Source organism: Reichenbachiella sp. (genome assembly GCF_039969095.1).
Taxonomy (GTDB): Bacteria; Bacteroidota; Bacteroidia; order Cytophagales; family Cyclobacteriaceae; genus Reichenbachiella.
This window is the reverse complement of the sequence record NZ_JBDVOL010000010.1, coordinates 246,675-264,896: the sequence shown is the minus strand read 5'-3', so window position 1 is coordinate 264,896 and position 18,222 is coordinate 246,675. Positions and strand designations below refer to the sequence as shown.

18 protein-coding genes are annotated in these 18,222 nt (G+C 39.6%); 7 read left to right on the top strand and 11 right to left on the bottom strand.

Annotated elements, in window-relative coordinates; genetic code table 11:
- The first annotated feature begins 26 nt into the window (after nucleotides 1-26).
- Entirely contained in the window at nucleotides 27-1,094 is a 1,068-nt protein-coding gene (locus ABJH98_RS04480; protein ID WP_348306434.1) for an AI-2E family transporter, read from the top strand.
- Here ABJH98_RS04480 and ABJH98_RS04475 read toward each other — a convergent pair whose 3' ends face one another.
- The 4 genes from ABJH98_RS04475 to hutH form a co-directional block, all read right to left on the bottom strand.
- Complete coding sequence (locus tag ABJH98_RS04475; RefSeq protein ID WP_348306433.1) at nucleotides 1,095-1,571, bottom strand: nuclear transport factor 2 family protein; 477 nt, start codon at nucleotides 1,569-1,571, stop codon at nucleotides 1,095-1,097. It lies immediately after the preceding gene.
- Between the two features lie 2 nt (nucleotides 1,572-1,573).
- Nucleotides 1,574-2,419 carry an SDR family oxidoreductase gene (locus tag ABJH98_RS04470; RefSeq protein WP_348306432.1) on the bottom strand — a complete coding sequence of 282 codons (846 nt, stop codon included), beginning with the start codon at nucleotides 2,417-2,419 and terminating at the stop codon, nucleotides 1,574-1,576.
- A gap of 65 nt (nucleotides 2,420-2,484) precedes the next feature.
- Nucleotides 2,485-4,161: a urocanate hydratase gene (hutU, locus tag ABJH98_RS04465; protein ID WP_348306431.1), complete on the bottom strand. Its 1,677-nt coding sequence runs from the start codon at nucleotides 4,159-4,161 to the stop codon at nucleotides 2,485-2,487.
- Nucleotides 4,139-5,701: a histidine ammonia-lyase gene (gene hutH / locus ABJH98_RS04460; protein WP_348306430.1), complete on the bottom strand. Its 1,563-nt coding sequence runs from the start codon at nucleotides 5,699-5,701 to the stop codon at nucleotides 4,139-4,141. The genes hutU and hutH overlap by 23 nt, the downstream gene beginning before the upstream one ends.
- A 145-nt stretch (nucleotides 5,702-5,846) precedes the next feature.
- On the opposite strand from hutH, the gene ABJH98_RS04455 reads away from it, so the two are divergent.
- Complete coding sequence (locus ABJH98_RS04455; RefSeq protein ID WP_348306429.1) at nucleotides 5,847-6,731, top strand: LysR family transcriptional regulator; 885 nt, start codon at nucleotides 5,847-5,849, stop codon at nucleotides 6,729-6,731.
- A gap of 35 nt (nucleotides 6,732-6,766) precedes the next feature.
- On the opposite strand, the gene ABJH98_RS04450 is transcribed toward ABJH98_RS04455, so the two are convergent.
- Nucleotides 6,767-7,156: a hypothetical protein gene (locus tag ABJH98_RS04450; protein WP_348306428.1), complete on the bottom strand. Its 390-nt coding sequence runs from the start codon at nucleotides 7,154-7,156 to the stop codon at nucleotides 6,767-6,769.
- 170 nt (nucleotides 7,157-7,326) lie between these two features.
- Nucleotides 7,327-8,070 (bottom strand): RNA methyltransferase, encoded by a 744-nt coding sequence (locus tag ABJH98_RS04445; RefSeq protein ID WP_348306427.1) that lies wholly within the window; start codon nucleotides 8,068-8,070, stop codon nucleotides 7,327-7,329.
- Nucleotides 8,071-8,252: 182 nt separating this feature from the next.
- Here ABJH98_RS04445 and ABJH98_RS04440 point away from each other — a divergent pair, with 182 nt between their 5' ends.
- The 4 genes from ABJH98_RS04440 to ABJH98_RS04425 all read left to right on the top strand — a co-directional run bounded on the left by ABJH98_RS04440 (nucleotide 8,253) and on the right by ABJH98_RS04425 (nucleotide 12,242).
- Nucleotides 8,253-10,628, top strand: coding sequence for a BamA/TamA family outer membrane protein (locus ABJH98_RS04440; protein ID WP_348306426.1), 2,376 nt, complete (start codon nucleotides 8,253-8,255; stop codon nucleotides 10,626-10,628).
- Nucleotides 10,629-10,637: 9 nt separating this feature from the next.
- Complete coding sequence (gene hemF / locus ABJH98_RS04435; RefSeq protein WP_348306425.1) at nucleotides 10,638-11,528, top strand: oxygen-dependent coproporphyrinogen oxidase; 891 nt, start codon at nucleotides 10,638-10,640, stop codon at nucleotides 11,526-11,528.
- A gap of 109 nt (nucleotides 11,529-11,637) precedes the next feature.
- Nucleotides 11,638-12,051 carry a hypothetical protein gene (locus ABJH98_RS04430; RefSeq protein WP_348306424.1) on the top strand — a complete coding sequence of 138 codons (414 nt, stop codon included), beginning with the start codon at nucleotides 11,638-11,640 and terminating at the stop codon, nucleotides 12,049-12,051.
- Entirely contained in the window at nucleotides 12,048-12,242 is a 195-nt protein-coding gene (locus ABJH98_RS04425) for a helix-turn-helix transcriptional regulator (protein WP_348306423.1), read from the top strand. Before ABJH98_RS04430 ends, ABJH98_RS04425 begins: the two co-directional genes overlap by 4 nt.
- Before the next feature lie 106 nt (nucleotides 12,243-12,348).
- Here ABJH98_RS04425 and ABJH98_RS04420 read toward each other — a convergent pair whose 3' ends face one another.
- Both ABJH98_RS04420 and ABJH98_RS04415 read right to left on the bottom strand, forming a co-directional pair.
- Nucleotides 12,349-12,687, bottom strand: coding sequence for a T9SS type A sorting domain-containing protein (locus tag ABJH98_RS04420; RefSeq protein ID WP_348306422.1), 339 nt, complete (start codon nucleotides 12,685-12,687; stop codon nucleotides 12,349-12,351).
- 659 nt (nucleotides 12,688-13,346) lie between these two features.
- Entirely contained in the window at nucleotides 13,347-13,682 is a 336-nt protein-coding gene (locus ABJH98_RS04415) for a T9SS type A sorting domain-containing protein (RefSeq protein WP_348306421.1), read from the bottom strand.
- Nucleotides 13,683-14,114: 432 nt separating this feature from the next.
- On the opposite strand from ABJH98_RS04415, the gene ABJH98_RS04410 reads away from it, so the two are divergent.
- A complete protein-coding gene (locus tag ABJH98_RS04410; protein WP_348306420.1) occupies nucleotides 14,115-14,513 on the top strand; it encodes a hypothetical protein in 399 nt (132 codons plus the stop codon).
- A 29-nt stretch (nucleotides 14,514-14,542) separates the two neighbouring features.
- Here the strand turns inward: ABJH98_RS04410 and ispE are convergent, their stop codons facing one another.
- The 3 genes from ispE to recN all read right to left on the bottom strand — a co-directional run bounded on the left by ispE (nucleotide 14,543) and on the right by recN (nucleotide 18,156).
- Entirely contained in the window at nucleotides 14,543-15,355 is an 813-nt protein-coding gene (ispE, locus tag ABJH98_RS04405; protein WP_348306419.1) for a 4-(cytidine 5'-diphospho)-2-C-methyl-D-erythritol kinase, read from the bottom strand.
- Between the two features lie 146 nt (nucleotides 15,356-15,501).
- Entirely contained in the window at nucleotides 15,502-16,314 is an 813-nt protein-coding gene (locus ABJH98_RS04400) for an SDR family oxidoreductase (RefSeq protein WP_348306418.1), read from the bottom strand.
- A gap of 186 nt (nucleotides 16,315-16,500) precedes the next feature.
- A complete protein-coding gene (gene recN / locus ABJH98_RS04395; RefSeq protein ID WP_348306417.1) occupies nucleotides 16,501-18,156 on the bottom strand; it encodes a DNA repair protein RecN in 1,656 nt (551 codons plus the stop codon).
- Nucleotides 18,157-18,222 lie beyond the last annotated feature (66 nt).

The following is an 18,222-nucleotide window of genomic DNA, read 5'->3' as shown; positions in this document are numbered from 1 at the left end:
ACCATCAAAATACATATCTTTAATTCATGCAAAATTCCAACGAACTTAAACTTGCCAATGTAGCCTATTGGATGATCGTAGTGGCCGGCACTGTAGGAGTCTTGATGTATTTTCAGAACTTTCTAAAGGTATTCTGTATTTCTTTTTTGATATGGTACATCGTCAAGAAATTGAGAGACCTAGTGAGCAAAATAAAAATTGGAAAGTTCAAACTACCAAAATGGCTAGTGACAGGAATCAGCACGGCTGCGGTATTTCTAGGGATCTACACCTTTGCAAAAATTATAAGTTCAAATTTTCAAAGCTTAGCACAAAACCTACCGCAGTATAGTGACAATATATCTATGGCTCTTATTTCTCTAGGAGATTTGACTGGAATAGATAATCTAAATCAATCATTCACATCGCTATTTTCAGAGTACAAAGCCACTATTGTGACCTACGCTGGTTCTTTTGCCGGAGCTGTGGGGCAGTTTATCATCATTTTGATCTATGTGGTCTTTCTTCTTTTAGAAGAAACTTTGTTTCAAAAGAAAATTCAAAAGGTATTAAAAACTACTGCGGCAGGTGGAAGTATTTACAAAACATTCACTGCAGTAACCAATCTTTTTGATGACTACCTATCTGTAAAAATATTCACCAGTTTTCTCACTGGGTTATTGAGTTACTTTGCACTTTTGATTATTGGAATCGAATTACCAGCATTGTGGGCCTTTATCATATTTCTATTCAATTTCATTCCTTCTATTGGGTCCATAGTAGCTACGCTGTTTCCTACATTATTTGGCCTTATTCAATACGGCGAGCCATCTGTAGCACTTACCGTATTGATTGCAGTAGGTGCTATTCAAATACTCGTAGGCAATGTGCTTGACCCCCGTTTGATGGGAAGCAAACTCAATATTAGCCCACTCGTGGTGCTATTGAGCCTTACACTATGGGGATTTCTATGGGGAGTCGTCGGTATGATTTTGTCCGTCCCTATTACTGCTACTCTGATTATAATTTTTGGCCAGTTCGACAATACTCGACCATTAGCTATTTTACTTTCAAAGAATGGGGAAATTCATTTTGGCAAAGAAAAAAACGAATAACTACTTACTCTCATTCATGTATTTATCTAGCATAGAAGTACATTGTGTTTGCACCTTTTTATGCAGATAGCCAGTCCAACCTAGCAATATCCCAGGCATACCTAAAGCCATTCTACTCCATTTGTAGAAATCGAAGTAGTCGCGATGGCCTACAATCAATCCATCTTTAAATTCAAATTTAGCATCAATTACGTTGTGTACTTTTCTGCCTGTTTTAGAAAATGGATATTTAGCTTCCCAGTCTACTCCTCCAAATTCATTTTCAGACCAGGCATTTTTGAAAGTAATTTCAATGTCATTATTTCCACTCAATAGCATCGCCCACATGGCGCAAGCCTCGTTGTAATCCAATACGCCAAAAGCAGGATCTTCAAACTCCAAATCCTCGTGATAACATTCAGCCATTGTTTTGGCATCTTTTTCATTGAAGGCCGTGTAAAATTTTTCAATGAGAGCAACGTGTTCCTTGATGAGCATAATTATATTTTAAGCATTTTCTTTACAAAGTAATCCATAGTTCGTTCTGAAAATAAACTTGGAATCGAATATTTAAAGAATTTATTTTTAACTACTACATCCGAGGTAGCTGGACTAGATTTCATAAATGTTTTATACACTTTTTTGGCAAATACATCCACCTCAATCGCATGGGTAGACTCCTTATCCGCCAATTTCATAAAACGTCTCAAAACATTTTTATAAGGCGACTGATCCGATTTGGAAGTATCGGTGTCAATTTTTTCCCAGATTGGCGTTTTAATTGGGCCAGGATTGAATGTAACCACATCAATTCCAAAAATCATCAGTTCTCTTCTTAGTCCCTGTGAAAAACTGTCAACCGCCGCTTTTGAACTTCCATAAGGTGTCATAAATGGCATCGCTCTTTTACTGGCAATCGAGCTCATGTTGATGATTTTACCAGCAGGAAACGAACCATTTTCTTTTGTACCCAACAAAGGTAAAAAAGCTTTGGTCACAGCAATCAGCCCAAAATAGTTGATATCGAATTGACGTCGATAATCGGCCAAGTCAAGCAACTCCGCTGGACCTGTTACAGCAACGCCAGCATTATTGATCAACAGGCTTAGCCCCTGGTCAGCCAAATCTTTGTTTAACTGCTCGGCGGCCTCATCAATTCCTGATTGGTCAGTTACATCAAAAATCAAAGAATGAAATGCATCGCCAAGTTCGGTCGACAGACGATCTGCATCCTCTTGTTTTCTTACACTTCCATATACGGTATACCCTTCTTGTATAAACTTTTTGGCACACGCTGCACCAATTCCAGTAGAAGCCCCTGTGATTAATATATTGCCTTTGGTCATCTTTCGAATATAACAAAAAAAGGGGCCGTATTACAGCCCCCTTAATTAAGTATTAATTCTAATCTTTATTTCCAGACATTCAAATCGAAGTCATTGGCAAACTCCGATGCCTTTTCGTATCCAGCATCGTGATGACGGAAAATTCCCATGGCGGGATCATTGTGAAGCACTCGCTTCAAGCATTTTTCAGCCCTCTCCGTTCCATCAGCTAGCACTACCATACCTGCGTGTTGCGAATAGCCCATGCCCACACCCCCTCCATGATGGAAGGATATCCAGGTCGCTCCACCAGTAGCGTTCGACATCAAATTCAACAATGGCCAATCAGATACAGCATCAGTCCCATCCTTCATTCCTTCTGTCTCCCTATTCGGTGAAGCTACAGAACCACAATCCAAATGGTCACGGCCAATAACGATAGGCGCTTTTACCTTTCCTGATTTTACCAAGTCATTGAAAATCAATCCAGCCTTTTCTCTTTCTCCCATGCCCAACCAACAAATTCTACACGGCAAGCCCTGGAAAGCCACTTTCTTCTGCGCCTCTTGTAGCCAGTTAATCATATGCTTGTTTTCTGGAAAAGCTTCGATTAGCGCCTGATCTGTCACATAAATATCTTCTGCATCACCAGACAAAGCTGCCCATCGAAAAGGTCCTTTCCCTTCGCAGAACAGCGGTCGTACATACTCAGGTACAAATCCATTGAAATCAAACGCATTAAGTTCTCCTCCTTGTTTGGCGAATTCTCGAATGTTATTTCCGTAGTCAAAAGTTTTACTTCCCTTTTTCTGCAGATCCAACATCAAACCGACATGACGTGCCATACTTTTCAAAGAGAGGTCTTTGTATTTTGCCTGATCTTTATTTCGCAATTCAGAAGCCTCTTCTAGAGTCATCCCATTTGGCACATAGCCAAATACTGGATCGTGGGCGGAAGTCTGATCAGTCAATACTTCTGGCACGATACCATCCGCCATCAATTGCTCCAACATATCACCAGCATCGGCTACCAACCCGACTGATAAGTTTTCGCCTTTAGCTTTCGCCTCCATCACCCAATCACGTGCTTCTTCGTAAGAATGTGTCATGCGATCGATGTATTTGGTGTCCAAACGTTTTTGAATTCTTGCCGGATCTATGTCAGCTCCTAAGAATGTAGCACCTGCCATTGTAGCCGCCAGAGGTTGAGCACCTCCCATGCCACCAAGCCCGGCAGTTGCCACCAATTTTCCTTTAAGGCTTCCGCCAAAATGTTTTTCTCCACAGGCTACAAAAGTCTCATAAGTACCTTGTAAAATGCCTTGCGAACCGATGTAGATCCAGCTACCAGCAGTCATCTGTCCATACATCATCAGTCCTCTTTCTTTCAAAGACTGAAAATGCTCCCAGTTCGACCAAGCTGGCACTAGGTTAGAATTAGCAATCAGAACCCTTGGTGCCTCGGCATGTGTCCGCACAATACCAACAGGTTTGCCTGACTGCACGAGCAAACTTTCGTTGTTCTCCAGTTTGAGCAATAGCTCAATGATTTTCTGAAGCGATTCTACATTTCTAGCCGCTTGCCCCGTGCCGCCATACACCACCAATTCAGAGGGATCTTCCGCCACTTCAGCATCTAAGTTATTAAGTAGCATACGAAGCGCTGACTCAGTTTGCCAAGACTTGGCATGTAATTGATTGCCAGTAGGTGCTTTATAATTAGGGTGCGAAGCGTACTTTTTAATAAATTCCGAATACTTCATGGTTGTATAAGTTAATGTTGTGACGATCTGCTGCCGCATGTGCTACAGATACAATTTCTTTATTTCTGATGATGTCCGTGGCGATGACCATATCGTCTCCGAAGATTCTATCCTCCGTAGCGAACGAAATCTGTTTACGAACATGCGCATGTACTTCTTCTAGGATAGCACTTGACTTCAATGGTTTTCTGAAATCAAACCCTTGCGCTGCACAGAATAATTCGATGCCCAAAATATTTTCTAAGTTGTCGAGGATCGTGTTGAACTTACGCCCTCCTATCGACCCCATACTGACATGATCTTCCTGACCCAACGAAGTAGGTACACTATCCGCACTCGAAGGGAAGCACAAACCTTTGTTTTCGCTCACTAAAGCCGCTGAGGTATATTGCGGGATCATAAATCCAGAATTCAATCCGGTATTATTCATCAACAAAGCAGGCAACCCTTCGACATCACCTTCCAGCATCAAATAGACGCGACGATCTGAGATATTGCCAATTTCGGAAGAAGCTAGCGCCGCATAGTCTATCGGCATAGCCATCGGCTGACCATGGAAGTTGCCACCACTGATGGTCTTGTCAACACTGCAAATGATCGGATTGTCTGTTACTGAATTGAGCTCAATAGTCAACATCTCTTTCAGGTGTAACCAGGCATTTCTCGAAGCCCCATGCACTTGCGGCATACAGCGCAAGGAATACGGATCTTGTACTCTGCTGCAATTCTGATGTGAATTGATAATCTCAGAACCAGCAACCAATTTCTCCAAACGATCCGCCACATAGATAGACCCTTGATAAGGTCTGATCTGATGCAACTCCTTGTCAAAAGGTTTCATAGAACCTTTCAAAGCCTCCAAGCTCATCGCACCGATAATATCAGCAGAATCCAAACAATTGCTCATTCGAACAAATCCTTTCAGCGCATAAGCCGCAATGAACTGGGTGCCATTAATAAGCGCTAGTCCTTCTTTTGGACCTAATTGAAGTGAGGTTTTATTTTCTTTTTGGAATAGCTTCTTTGTTGAAACCCATTGACCTTCTTTCCAAACTTTGCCCTCTCCTATGAGTGGCAAAAACAAATGGGCCAATGGTGCCAAATCACCAGAGGCACCTACAGATCCTTGTTGTGGTACATAAGGAATGAAATCATTTTCTATGTGCCATATGATTCTTTCTAGCGTCTCCAAAGCCACACCCGAATATCCTTTAGACAAGGCATGTACTTTTAGAATCATCATCAGTTTCGCAACGTCGAGCGGAGTCTCTGCCCCTACGCCTACACTATGGCTTCGTAGTATATTCTCTTGCAGTTTACCTGCATCGGCTTTGTTGATGATGGTAGTACAGAGCGAACCGAAACCGGTATTTACACCGTAGACGATCTTTTCTTGCTCGGTAATGTCCAGTACATTTTGCCTGCTGGCTAAAATCTTTTGTATGGCCTCTTCATTCAAAGTGCCCTGTGTGCGGCCTTCGGCGATGTCGATGGCCACACCCGGGGTCAAATAATCGATTCCATAATTGAAAATCGGCATGATGTTGTTGTTTATCAATTGGGGTTGTTGTTTCCCACTATATCCATGCGGGATGAATGAAAAAGTCTCTGCTTTTAATTCAGTAACAATATTAAACGCTAATTTTGATTACTGAAAATACTTTGTAGATCAACAATTGATAACCATGAGTAATCAAATAGAATTTAGACACCTCCGATATTTTATGATTGTGGCTCAGGAGCTTCACTTTCGAAAGGCTTCTGAGAGACTCTTTATTACCCAACCTGGGTTGAGCCGTCAGATCAAGCAATTGGAAGATGAATTGGGTGTACAGCTATTTATCAGAAACAAGCGACAAGTGGAACTGACTGATGCAGGCAGATATCTACAAGACGAAAGCTCAAATCTTCTGAATCAATTGGAATCTATCAAACGCTCTATCCAACTCATTGACAAGGGCGAGGAAGGAGAATTGAATATCGGTTTTGTAGGTTCGGCCATGCAGGCCGTAATCCCTCATTTATTATTGAAACTGAATGAGCATTTTCCGAAGATACACACCAGCTTAGAGGAAATGAGCAACGAAGATCAAATCTTTGCTATCGAACACAACAAACTAGATATTGGATTCATCCGAGCCAAGCAAGCACCAGATGGTATCGCTTCACGCCAAATTTTCAAGGACAATTTCTCTATCGTATTACCAAAAAATCACAAAATCAGTGAAGAAAACTTCAAAGACTTAAGTCAATTTGCTCAGGATAATTTCATCTTATTCTCCAGTGACTACAGCCGTACGTATTACAACAAAGTGATGAGTATTTTCGATGATCACGGTTTTGCTCCTAAAATCTCACATAAGTCTGTGCATGCCAATACGATCTTTCGATTAGTAGAAAATGGTCTCGGTGTAGCCATCGTACCTACTTCGCTTCAGCATGGCTATGACCTGGACATCAAATTCATAGAACTCAAAAACGTAAAGCAGATTACTTATCTCTCGCTGATTTGGAAAGAGGGCACAACCAATGAGTTGATTAAGAAGTTTGTGAGTTTGGTGGGTGAATGAGGTATGATATGGAAAATTCCGACAGTAAGGGCTTTTTATTCTAGTATTTCTACTTTTCCTTCTATTTTTTGTTCAAATAGGTTGGAACTAGCAACTAAATTATAGTATCCAGATCCTATCTCAATAATTTCAATAGTTAATACCTGATCTGTTGGATACCCAAAATTGTTGGTATCTCTAATTGTTTCTGCCCATGTGAGCCTATAACTACAATCGCTCATCCAGTCAATTTTAAATTTATGCTCAACACCAAGTTGCTCACTCCTTTCTATTTGAAAATCTTTTGTTCGCTCAATTATTGTAACTATTGGTTCTGAATTTTCCACATAGTTTACAGTTTTAAATTTCCCCAACTTTATTGAATCACAATCGAGTTCAGCTGGTATTTGAAAAAGAGTTAATATAAATGCTAATACGTAAGACATATTGAAATTTTAAACGGTACACTAATTGATAACTTAATTTTTCTAAGCAGCTCTATAACTCAAGAATAGTTTCTTTTAGCCAAAGATCAAAAAATGGCTGCAGTAGTAGTCCGCAAGAGATCACCTGAATAAATCAGGTGATGACGCGTAAGTGTGGTCGACGACAAATGCTATTGAAGCTTCAACAACCGCCTAAAATTATCACAGAAAACAGCGGTTGAAACAGCCACATTCAATGACTCTGCTCCGCCATAACCAGGAATGTAGACTTCCTGAGTGAGGTATTGCTTCAAGTCGTCTGCCAAGCCTTCAGACTCGTTGCCAAAAACAACCACTGCTGGTTCTTCGAATGTCAGTTCGTGGATATTGTCACCTTGCAAGGTGGTGCCATAAACGCGATCTGACTTTTGTAGCAGTTCTCCAAGATCAGCATAATGCACCTGCACTCTTGCGAATGAGCCCATAGTTGCCGATATGACTTTTGGATTGTAGCAATCAACCGACTCTGGCGAACAGACAATCTGCTCGAACCCATACCAATCAGCGATACGAATCACTGTCCCCAAATTGCCTGGATCTTTGATCCGATCGAATGCTAATATAGATTGTGAGCTATCGATTTTCGTATCTTTTGGAATCTTCACCAGTGCAAGTGCGGCATTATTGTTGGTAAAAGTGCCCACTTTATTGAGTTCTGCTTCTTTGGCCTCAATCAAAATGGAGGAATAAGAATTAAGTTCAATCTTATTTTTGGTTAGGAATTCATTAGTCGCATAAATTTTTGTAATCTCAAAACCCGACTGAATCAATTCTAGCACATTTTTTGCCCCCTCCACGACAAATTGATTTTCCAGTTGCCTGAATTTTTTTAATTGTAGGGATTTAATGAATTTTGACTCTCGATTTGAAATCATCAATTGTTGTGCTTTATTTATCAAAATTTAGCTTTTGCGCGGCATTCACAGAGATCTAAAACCGACAGCTGACATTTTTCCAAACTTAATGGATATTCAGTAAATCAAGGCAATTGATCATCGACTAGACAGAGAAAAGTATTAACAATTTCAAACCTTCATATGGGCCAATCATTTTGGTCATGTTTCTGTTGCTGACAGGATGCATGGGTCGAAGGTTTTTGCCTGCTGGAGAATCCTTGCTGGTCGAACAAAAACTGGATGGCGCAGACAAACTGGACAAGGAAGAAATTCAGTCCCTGTATGCCTACACTCCCAATAGAAAAATCCTATTCATTCCTTGGTCTCCCTATGTGGGAATTTACCAGCGTGGTCTCAAGAGATATGACTCAGCTAAATATGAAAGCAAAAAAGAAGACATTCGTGAAAAATACAACCAGAAAATAGCCAAAACAGATAAGGAAAAAAAGCAGAAAAAGCTACGTTCCAAAATGACTAAAAAGATCAATAAACAAACCCGAAACATCAAGGAAGGTAATTTTGGTATGCGTATGGGCGAACCATTGGCTATCTACGACACCGCCAAAGAAGAAGCGACAATAAAGAAAATAAAAGGATACATGGAGACCAAAGGGTATTTCAATTCTAAAGTCTCTTACACCTCTGAAAACACATTCAGGATGGTTACTACAATTTACAACATCGAAAGAAACCAGCCCTATGTGATTGATTCCATGTTTTACAACATTCCTGATAGCGCGATATACAATAGAGTCATAGAATCGGAGGAGGAATCCTTTTTAAAGCTTGACAATAATTATGAACAGGCCAATCTGGTGAAGGAGCGTGATCGACTCAATGATGTCATGCTCAATAATGGCTACTACAATTTCAACCGACAGTTTATCAGTTTCGTTGTTGATTCGTCTTACCTAGGAGATAAAAAAGTAATTATTGGTCTGACTATTCGAAACCCTAACAATCAGCCGAAACATAAAACTTACACGATTGATTCCGTCATTTTTACGACTGATGCCAATATCACAGGACTAGCTACCAGTAGACAAACAGAAAACTTTGAAGGAGTCACTTATCAGTTTTATAGTAAGAGATACTCAGAGAAAATTCTGGATCGAAGAATATTTTTGAAGCCTGGAGATTTATATCAAAAATCCAACACACTCGAAACGCAAAAACAGCTTTCGAACATGGATATTTTCAAATTTATCAATATCAACTATGACACCACAGGGGGGCAATTTATCCCTTATGTATTCACAAGTCCTTTGAAAAAATTTCAAACTTCATCTGAATTAGGGCTAAATGTAAGCAAAGGGCTTCCGGGGCCATTTTTTAATGCTTCTATAAAAAACAGAAATACATTCAAAGGACTGGAGGTCATGGAGTTAAGTGGCCGAGTGGGATTTGAAGGACTATCTGGTGCTACAGAAACCGGCAACCCCTATTCATCATTGGACTATGGTGCAAATCTGGCCTTTACGTTTCCACAATTTATGGTACCACTTACATCAAGTTTCAGATCAAAACTTGGTCATCTAAACCCTAAAACCAGACTTTCATTTGGTCTAAACTACACCAATAGGACTGAATATCTTAGAACCAATATTAATACCTCTTTGATATTGAGTTGGCAGAATTATAAAAAACGCAGAAGCTATTCGTTGAATATAGCCGACATTAGTTTGATTGATTCTAACGTCACAGACGAATATCAGGACTTTCTCGACACTCTGGCCCTCAATGGCAATAATCTTAAAAATTCATTTTTACCTTCATTCGTCAGTAGCACATGGCTATCCGTCACGCATAACATCAATGATTATGGTAATAAAAAAGTAAAGTCTGGATTCTTCCGATATCAAATAGAAGCTGGAGGCAATGTGTACAGCTTACTTGCTAAGAATACTTTTGATAAATCTGAAGAATTGGAGTATTTCAAATTCGCAAAAGTAGACGTAGACTACCGGCATTCTACACCAGTCAACTCACAAATTATATTGGCGTATAGAGCGCATCTGGGCGTGGCATACCCTTATGGAAGCAACCAAACCTTACCGTACGAAGAGTTCTTTTTTGCAGGCGGAAGCAATAGTATTCGAGCTTGGCAGCCTAGACGACTAGGCCCTGGTTCCTACTTGCCTGTAGACTCTCTAGGTGTGTATAGCAATGACTTCGAGCAACCAGGCGAGATTCTATTAGAAACCAGCATCGAACTCCGACACAAGATTTTCGGATTTCTCTTCGGCGCGGTTTTCGTAGACATGGGTAATGTATGGACCATAAATAATGAGGAAGCAAGACCAGGTGGACAGTTTGAGTTTAATGACTTTCTACAAGAGATTGCTATTGGTGCGGGATATGGACTTCGATTAGATTTTTCATTCCTCTTACTCAGATTGGATGCTGCTTGGAAAATTCATGACCCTGGCAACCAATCTCGCTATGAAAAAAACCTCTCTCACGGAAGCTTTGAGCTTCCTGATTACAAGGACTACAATCGTCTGGTTTGGAATCTGGGAATTGGCTATCCTTTTTAATATAAAATAATGACTAAAGAAGAAATACAAAACTGGTTCAAAGGATTGCAAGATGATATCTGTGCTCAACTAGAAGAAACAGATGGCAAAGGTAGGTTTCAAGAAGACCTATGGTCAAGACCAGAAGGTGGCGGCGGTAGAACACGAGTCATCAAAGAAGGCCATATCATTGAAAAAGGTGGTGTCAACTTTTCTGCAGTCTATGGCCCTACTCCTACAAAAATATTGGAAGCTTTAAAGATTGATGAGGCTGATTTTTTCGCTACCGGTGTATCCATCGTCATGCATCCACTTAGCCCAATGGTACCGATCATTCACATGAATGTTCGCTATTTTGAAATGAGCAATGGGATCAGCTGGTTTGGAGGTGGTATCGATCTTACGCCCCATTATATCAATGATGAAGATGCGAAATATTTTCACAACCAAATGAAAGAGTGCTGTGATCGACATGACGCCTCCTTTTACCCAGAATTCAAAAAATGGGCCGACGATTACTTCTATATCAAACATAGAAAAGAAACGCGCGGTGTAGGCGGTATTTTCTTTGATCGATTATCAGCCAATGATCAATTCAGCAAAGAAGATCGATGGAAATTTGTGCAGGATGTGGGAAGCCAATTTGCTCCTATTTATACACATTTGATGACCAAAAACAAGGATTTACCTTTCGGAGAAGATCAAAAACAGTGGCAATATCTACGGCGTGGCCGTTATGCGGAATTCAATTTGGTATGGGACAAAGGCACCAAGTTCGGGCTAGATACCGATGGACGCACTGAGTCCATTTTGATGAGTTTACCCCCACAAGCCAATTGGGAGTATAATCATACCCCAGTAGATGGTTCAAAAGAACAGCAGACCCTGGATCTACTCATAAAAGGCATTGATTGGGTTTAATTTCTTATTAATAATTCAAGTCACATTGTCATAATGTAAAGTTTATTTGTCATTATGAATTTTACTTGTATATTTGTGTCAAGTTTATTTTACATAATATAAAACATACATGACATCAAATCAAAATAACAGTTGGGCCAAAGCCATGAAGAAGAACACGGTCAACCTGGCCATTTGGACCATGGCCTGGACTTCATCTTTAGCACTAGCCACATTTGGGCCCGAGTATTTATGGGACAATCAGGCCTTGACCATTACAGGAATTCTAGTAAACCTCGGATTAGGCGTGGGAATGATTCTAGCCAATAAGCGTCACCTCAATGGCTTAGACGAAATGCAGAAGAAAATTCAGCTAGAAGCTTTGGCCATTGCATTAGGAATTGGAGTGATTGCAGGGTTGAGCTATTCGCTATTGGATCAAAAGAACATTATACAATCTGATGCTCAGATATCTTATCTTTTGATGCTCATAAGTATAACTTACGCCATAGGCGTATTTGTAGGAAGAATCAGATACAAATGAAAAACAGATTGAAAGTACTCCGGGCTGAGCGAGACATGACTCAAGCACAATTGGCAAATCTTCTAGCCGTCTCTAGGCAAACTATTAATGCCATTGAAAAAGGAAAATTCGACCCCAGTTTACCTTTGGCATTCAAAGCATCTAAGCTATTCGAAACTTCCATTGAGCAAATATTTCTTTACGAAGAATAGATAGTATAAAAAAAAAGAATCCTAGCGGCCAGGCTAGGATTCTTTGCATGATACAAAAACAAAACTACTTAACGATTAAGTATTTTTTATAAACCGACGGCTTCGGTTATTTCTTTACAATTTTCTTTTTTACGCTATAATCAGCGCTTTTTACTTCGTAAGAGTAAGTACCTGCAGGCAGGTTGGACACGTCAAATCTCTTGAGCGTTTTGTCTTTTTTCACCGTCTCACCGTGAAGTAAAACTCCAGCGTCGTCCTTGATAGCAATTCTTACTTTGCCGTCAGTCGAATTCTCCAACTGGATAAGTACCATACCATTGTTCTGAGTGAAAATGTTTGCCTTTACTTCTGAAGTTTCCTTTGTGGCTGTTACACCATGGATCTCAGCAAAAGTTACCGTTGAGAAGGTTAATGTGGCGATCACTAATAATGATAAAGCTTTCATAAGAATTTGTTTTTCTTGTTATTAATTATGTAGCAAGGTTAACGGCGATTTCCAATTGGCGAAAGCTATTTCCGGTGAGCTTCATAATTTGATAGGTGAAATGTAGACGTTTCCAGATGAATTTATGGGTGCTTTTTCATACAAAAACATAGCTCGAACAATACACATATTATTACCTGTGATACCACAGGTAATTAGCAAGAAAAGTACATATAAGTCATAATACCGAGCATAATCTATGTGATTCATTGCAAAGAGATTTCTTGAAATATCCTCTTTAATCATTGCCTCTTCCTGCGGGGATTGGCAACAGACGAAACCTCAACTCATAGCAGTCTGTAAGTCAGCGAGGATATTCCTTTGCTTAGCTACGGAATGGCTTTCTAGTGAGAGAAGAAATTACCAGATGCGGTGTGTCTTATTTGGCGACCTATGTTGATCTGATCCCTAAGGGATTCTTTGGCGTGACCTACATACTACTATTATCATAGGTCCTTAGATACTTTTGTGATAACAACACCAACCAGAGCGGGATTACTTAATAAAAATGTATAGATTGAACAAAAAAAGAATCCTAGCGGCCAGGCTAGGATTCTTTGCATGATACAAAAACAAAACTACTTAACGATTAAGTATTTTTTACGAACCGACGGCTTCGGTTATTTCTTTACAATTTCTTTCTTTACGCTATAATTAGCGCTATTCACTTCGTAAGAGTAAGTACCTGCAGGTAGGTTAGACACGTCAAATCTCTTGAGCGTTTTGTCTTTTTTTACCGTCTCACCGTGAAGTAGAACACCAGCGTCGTCCTTGATAGCAATTCTTACTTTGCCGTCAGTTGAGTTCTCTAGCTGGATAAATACCATACCATTGTTCTGAGTGAAAATGTTTGCCTTTACTTCTGAAACTTCTTTGGTTTCTACACCGTGAATCTCAGCCATTGATACAGTTGAAAAGGTTAATGTGGCGATCACTAATAATGATAAAGCTTTCATAAGAATTTGTTTTTCTTGTTTAATAATTATGTAGCAAGATTAACGGCGATTTTCGACTGGCGAAAGCTATTTCCGGTGAGCTTCACAATTTCATAGGTGAAATGTAGACGTTTTCGGATGAATTTATTGAGGCATTTTGGAGTAAAAATCAGGCACTAACTATACACATATTATTTTCTGTCATGTGACAGATAATAAGTATGAAAACAGCAGATAAATAGAATAAACGAATGATTTTAAACCTATAAGGTTTTGGGAAACCTTATAGGTTTGGCCTCCAAGTCAATGATGAGATTTCTTCACGGAGCTATGGAATGACTCGGTTTCTGGCAATTAATCACGAATTGTAAATCAATGCTATTAGGAGGGAAATCGGAATTTCATTTGAAGGAATACTATATTATCTTGTAAGTCACTAACCAACATTATACTATGACCCGTCAAGAAGCACTCGAATTTTATAAACTCCGTAAAGGCAAATTTTTCAATACACGATCCATTCAATGGAAAATGAACATTGCAATTTGGACACTATTTGTATTTGCCACCTATCATAAATCAAAACTGGCTTTATCCAATGATTGTGCAGTTCTAATTTCATCAGTTATAATTATTGGAGTTTATATGTGGTTTATTATTTCAATTCAGGTCTCACTCGACTATGATAAGCGTCAAAATGATCAAATTATAAGCCAATTAAATGACTCCAATAATGATGATATTAAAATTGAATTAGATAGCAAAAAAACAAATAGCGGTTATCACTGGATTGCAATTCAACTAATGATAACTTTAGTATTGGGTTCATTTTTTTGGTTTACAAATAACTAGACATAGGAGCTCAACCAAAAAAACTACGTTTACGCTTTAAAGTAAATCCTATGCTGGCCAAACTCCTTCTTCATCTTTTCCATAGCTACCGAATCATGAAACACCCCAAAAACTGCCGACCCAGTCCCAGTCATAGAAGCATAATCAGCTCCTAACTCAAGAAGCTGTGTTTTGATAGTTTGAATTTCAGGATGAGCAACGAAAACCGTTTCTTCAAAGTCGTTGATAATAGTGCCTTGCCAGTGTTTGGGAGATTGTAGGAGTATGGTTTTCAGATCGTACTTGGGTGCTTTAGGTGTAATTCCTCCGAAAGCAGTTTTGGTATTTACTTGCATACCTGGAAATACCAACACAATCTTATATTCTGATAAATCGACTTTGATGTCCTCCATCACCTCTCCTATGCCTGTCACCAGTTTGGGTTGGTTTTCTATAAAGAAAGGGCAATCAGCTCCTAAAGTTTTGGCGTAAGCTGCAAGTTGGACATTGGATAAACCAAGCTCAAACTGGTCGTTGAGCAGCTTCAAGGCAAAAGCACCATCGGCCGAACCGCCTCCTAAGCCAGCTCCCATAGGGATCACTTTGTGCAAGTGCATTTTTACGGGTGGGATGTCATGATTTTCTTTTAGTAACTCATAAGCCTTCACGCAGAGATTGCCACTGCTATCGCCTGGGATTTCTAATCCCGAAGAAGTGAATTCAAACTGGTCTGCTGGTACAATTTCCAATGCATCCTTCCAATCGATAGGCAAAAAACAGGAAGAAAGATTGTGATAGCCATCCGCCCGCTTAGAGGTGATATTGAGACCGATGTTGATCTTGGCGTTGGGGAAGGCGATCATGTCGAGAGTGTCATTAATCGCATCAAAAAATATAATCCGTCATCACGAGAGTACGAAGTGATTTTAAAATTCGAATACCAATCAAGCTATAAGATTGCTTCACGTCGTTCGCAATGACGTACTTTTTTGATGCGATCATTCAAGTTTTACTTAGTCATTTGATCAATGATGTCCTGAGTAATCCCAGAAGAAGAGAACCCACCGTCATGCATCAAATTTTGCATAGTGACCATTTTGGTCAAGTCTGAAAACATGGATACACAGTAGTCTGCACAAGCAGCAGCAGATGCATTACCAAGTGGCGACATTTTTTCAGCATAATCCATAAATACATCAAAACCACCCACACCAGAACCGGCAGTGGTCATGGTTGGAGACTGAGAAATGGTATTTACTCTTACTTTTTTCAATCTGGCAAATCTTTCGCCATAGCTACGTGCGATAGACTCCAACATGGCTTTGGCTTGAGCCATATCAGAATAATCAGGGAATGTTTTTTGGGCAGCGATGTAAGTCAACGCCAAGATAGAACCCCATTCATTCATGGCATCTTGCTTTTCAGCTACTGCCATTACTTTATGAAATGAAATCGCTGAGATGTCCATCGTCTTGAGCATCCAATCGTAGTTCAATTCATTGTATCCTTTATTTTTTCTTACATTCGGACTCATGCCAATCGAGTGTAATACAAAATCCAATTTTCCACCTAATACTTCTTGAGACTTGGTAAAAAGATTCTCCAAATCCTCCATAGAGGTAGCATCTGCAGGAATCACTTCAGATCCACATTGCTCAGCCAACTGGTTGATCGCTCCCATTCTCAATGCGATAGGCGCATTAGTAAGTGTGAATGTGGCTCCTTGCTCTTTTGCCTTCAAGGCAACTTTCCAAGCAATTGAATTTTCATCCAAAGCACCAAAAATGATCCCTCTTTTTCCTTTTAATAGATTATTAGACATTTGATTTAGTTTCTATTTGTTTTAAAAATCGTAAAGATAAACTTTACTCCCTATTTCGTATTTAGTATTTGGCATTAAGTGAGTTTTCACGCTACTCTTATCAACTTTTTCAAAGTTCCAAATTCAGAAGCCACCAGTTTGAACTGTTCGCACAGTTCGACAAAACAACTTTGGAAAAGTTAAAAGTTATTTCATTTCTATGAGTTCCTTCGCGCTCTTTCGTGCCGTATCTGAAGGATTCTCTCCTCCGATCATTTTGGCAATTTCTTCTAGTCGGTCTGCAGGTTCCAGTTTGCGAATCATACTCTCTGCTTTTTCTGCTTCATTATTTTTATACACAAAATAATGCGCCTTGCCTCGTGCGGCGATCTGTGGTAAATGACTGATCGAAATAATCTGATGATTCTCTGACATTCGTCTCATCATGTTGGCCATTTTCAATGCAATCTCTCCAGAAACTCCAGTATCGATCTCATCAAACACCACCGTTGGCATGGCCGTTTTGCTGGCTAGTAAATACTTGATGCAGAACATCAGTCTGGAAAATTCTCCTCCTGAGGCCACATTGCCTACAGGTTCAGGCTTGATCCCTTTATTGGCACTGAACAGAATTTCTATTTCATCTATGCCCAATTTCCAAGGCTCAACTCTTTTGTAAACAAACTCCACATGACCATCGGGCATCCCCACTTCAGCCAGCAAGTCATTGAGTGAAGAAGAAAAAGTATCGATCTGACTGCGACGTTTTTCAGAAAGGATTTCAGCTGATTGTATCACTTGCTTTTTCAACCTTTCACTTTCTAATTTCAACGCTTTGATTTCTTCTTCTAAGTTGATGACTCCTATGGTTTCGGATTCCAATTTGGTCTGAATCTCGATCAAACCATTTACATCAGATACTTTGTGTTTTTGTTGTAGTTTATAGATAAGGTCCAGCCTTTGGCTAACTTCTTCTAATCGCGCTGGATTGTGTTCTACATTATCCTGGATATTGACTACATCTCGAATGACATCTATAATCTCTTCTGTTGCTGATTCGAATCTCTTGCTTAAGGATTCCAATTCTTTAGAAAACCCAGAAATATTCTTTAAGGAAGCAGCTGCCTCTCTCAATTTGTCGTTGATCGCCATCTCACTTTCATCAAATTCACCTGAAATTTGCGATAATTTGAGTTTGATCTCTTCGGCATGTTCTAAGAGCTTTAGTTCCTCTTCCAAGTCATTTTGCTCTCCTTTTTTCAAATCTGCTGCAACCAATTCGTCAAGGAGGTATTTTTTATAATCCTCGTCTGACTTAGCGTTTTTCTCTTCATCCAACAGATCGGTTAATTTTTTGGCTAATTGGCTAAAGGTTTGAAAATCCGATTGAAATTGATGGAGTTCTTTGGACGTCTGAGCAAAGTCATCAATCAGCTTCACCTTCACAGACTTATTACCCAATTGTATGCTTTCATTTTGAGAATGAATATCAATCAATCGAAGCCCGACAGTTTTCATGATCTCTAAAGTGACAGGCACATCATTGATAAATGCTCTGGATTTACCTTTAGGGTTGATTTCTCTTCTGATGATAGTCGAAGCCTCGTAGTCCAAGTCCTCCTCTTCAAACAAAGTCTCCAAGTCAAGTTTGGAAATATCAAACTCCCCTTCTACCACACATTTTTTGTCTTTATCAAGTAAAGCCTTGGTATCAGCCCTTTTTCCTAAGAGCAAACCAACTGCACCAAGCATGATGGACTTTCCTGCTCCTGTTTCTCCAGTGATAATATTAAGTCCTGCATCTGGTTCGAGTTGCAGTTTTTTTATCAATGCGTAATTACTAATGGACAAACTTGAAATCATGAAATGCTTTCCCTTATTCAGTTGAAAATGAAATCAAAAATAAAAATTTTAGACCGATCTAAGTAC

What these genes read in the sequence shown, in the direction of transcription:
- ABJH98_RS04480 (WP_348306434.1), top strand. Translation starts at nt 27, where the DNA reads ATGCAAAATTCCAACGAACTTAAACTTGCCAATGTAGCCTATTGGATG.
- ABJH98_RS04475 (WP_348306433.1), bottom strand. Translation starts at nt 1,571, where the DNA reads ATGCTCATCAAGGAACACGTTGCTCTCATTGAAAAATTTTACACGGCC.
- ABJH98_RS04470 (WP_348306432.1), bottom strand. Translation starts at nt 2,419, where the DNA reads ATGACCAAAGGCAATATATTAATCACAGGGGCTTCTACTGGAATTGGT.
- hutU (WP_348306431.1), bottom strand. Translation starts at nt 4,161, where the DNA reads ATGAAGTATTCGGAATTTATTAAAAAGTACGCTTCGCACCCTAATTAT.
- hutH (WP_348306430.1), bottom strand. Translation starts at nt 5,701, where the DNA reads ATGCCGATTTTCAATTATGGAATCGATTATTTGACCCCGGGTGTGGCC.
- ABJH98_RS04455 (WP_348306429.1), top strand. Translation starts at nt 5,847, where the DNA reads ATGAGTAATCAAATAGAATTTAGACACCTCCGATATTTTATGATTGTG.
- ABJH98_RS04450 (WP_348306428.1), bottom strand. Translation starts at nt 7,156, where the DNA reads ATGTCTTACGTATTAGCATTTATATTAACTCTTTTTCAAATACCAGCT.
- ABJH98_RS04445 (WP_348306427.1), bottom strand. Translation starts at nt 8,070, where the DNA reads ATGATTTCAAATCGAGAGTCAAAATTCATTAAATCCCTACAATTAAAA.
- ABJH98_RS04440 (WP_348306426.1), top strand. Translation starts at nt 8,253, where the DNA reads ATGTTTCTGTTGCTGACAGGATGCATGGGTCGAAGGTTTTTGCCTGCT.
- hemF (WP_348306425.1), top strand. Translation starts at nt 10,638, where the DNA reads ATGACTAAAGAAGAAATACAAAACTGGTTCAAAGGATTGCAAGATGAT.
- ABJH98_RS04430 (WP_348306424.1), top strand. Translation starts at nt 11,638, where the DNA reads ATGACATCAAATCAAAATAACAGTTGGGCCAAAGCCATGAAGAAGAAC.
- ABJH98_RS04425 (WP_348306423.1), top strand. Translation starts at nt 12,048, where the DNA reads ATGAAAAACAGATTGAAAGTACTCCGGGCTGAGCGAGACATGACTCAA.
- ABJH98_RS04420 (WP_348306422.1), bottom strand. Translation starts at nt 12,687, where the DNA reads ATGAAAGCTTTATCATTATTAGTGATCGCCACATTAACCTTCTCAACG.
- ABJH98_RS04415 (WP_348306421.1), bottom strand. Translation starts at nt 13,682, where the DNA reads ATGAAAGCTTTATCATTATTAGTGATCGCCACATTAACCTTTTCAACT.
- ABJH98_RS04410 (WP_348306420.1), top strand. Translation starts at nt 14,115, where the DNA reads ATGACCCGTCAAGAAGCACTCGAATTTTATAAACTCCGTAAAGGCAAA.
- ispE (WP_348306419.1), bottom strand. Translation starts at nt 15,355, where the DNA reads ATGATCGCCTTCCCCAACGCCAAGATCAACATCGGTCTCAATATCACC.
- ABJH98_RS04400 (WP_348306418.1), bottom strand. Translation starts at nt 16,314, where the DNA reads ATGTCTAATAATCTATTAAAAGGAAAAAGAGGGATCATTTTTGGTGCT.
- recN (WP_348306417.1), bottom strand. Translation starts at nt 18,156, where the DNA reads ATGATTTCAAGTTTGTCCATTAGTAATTACGCATTGATAAAAAAACTG.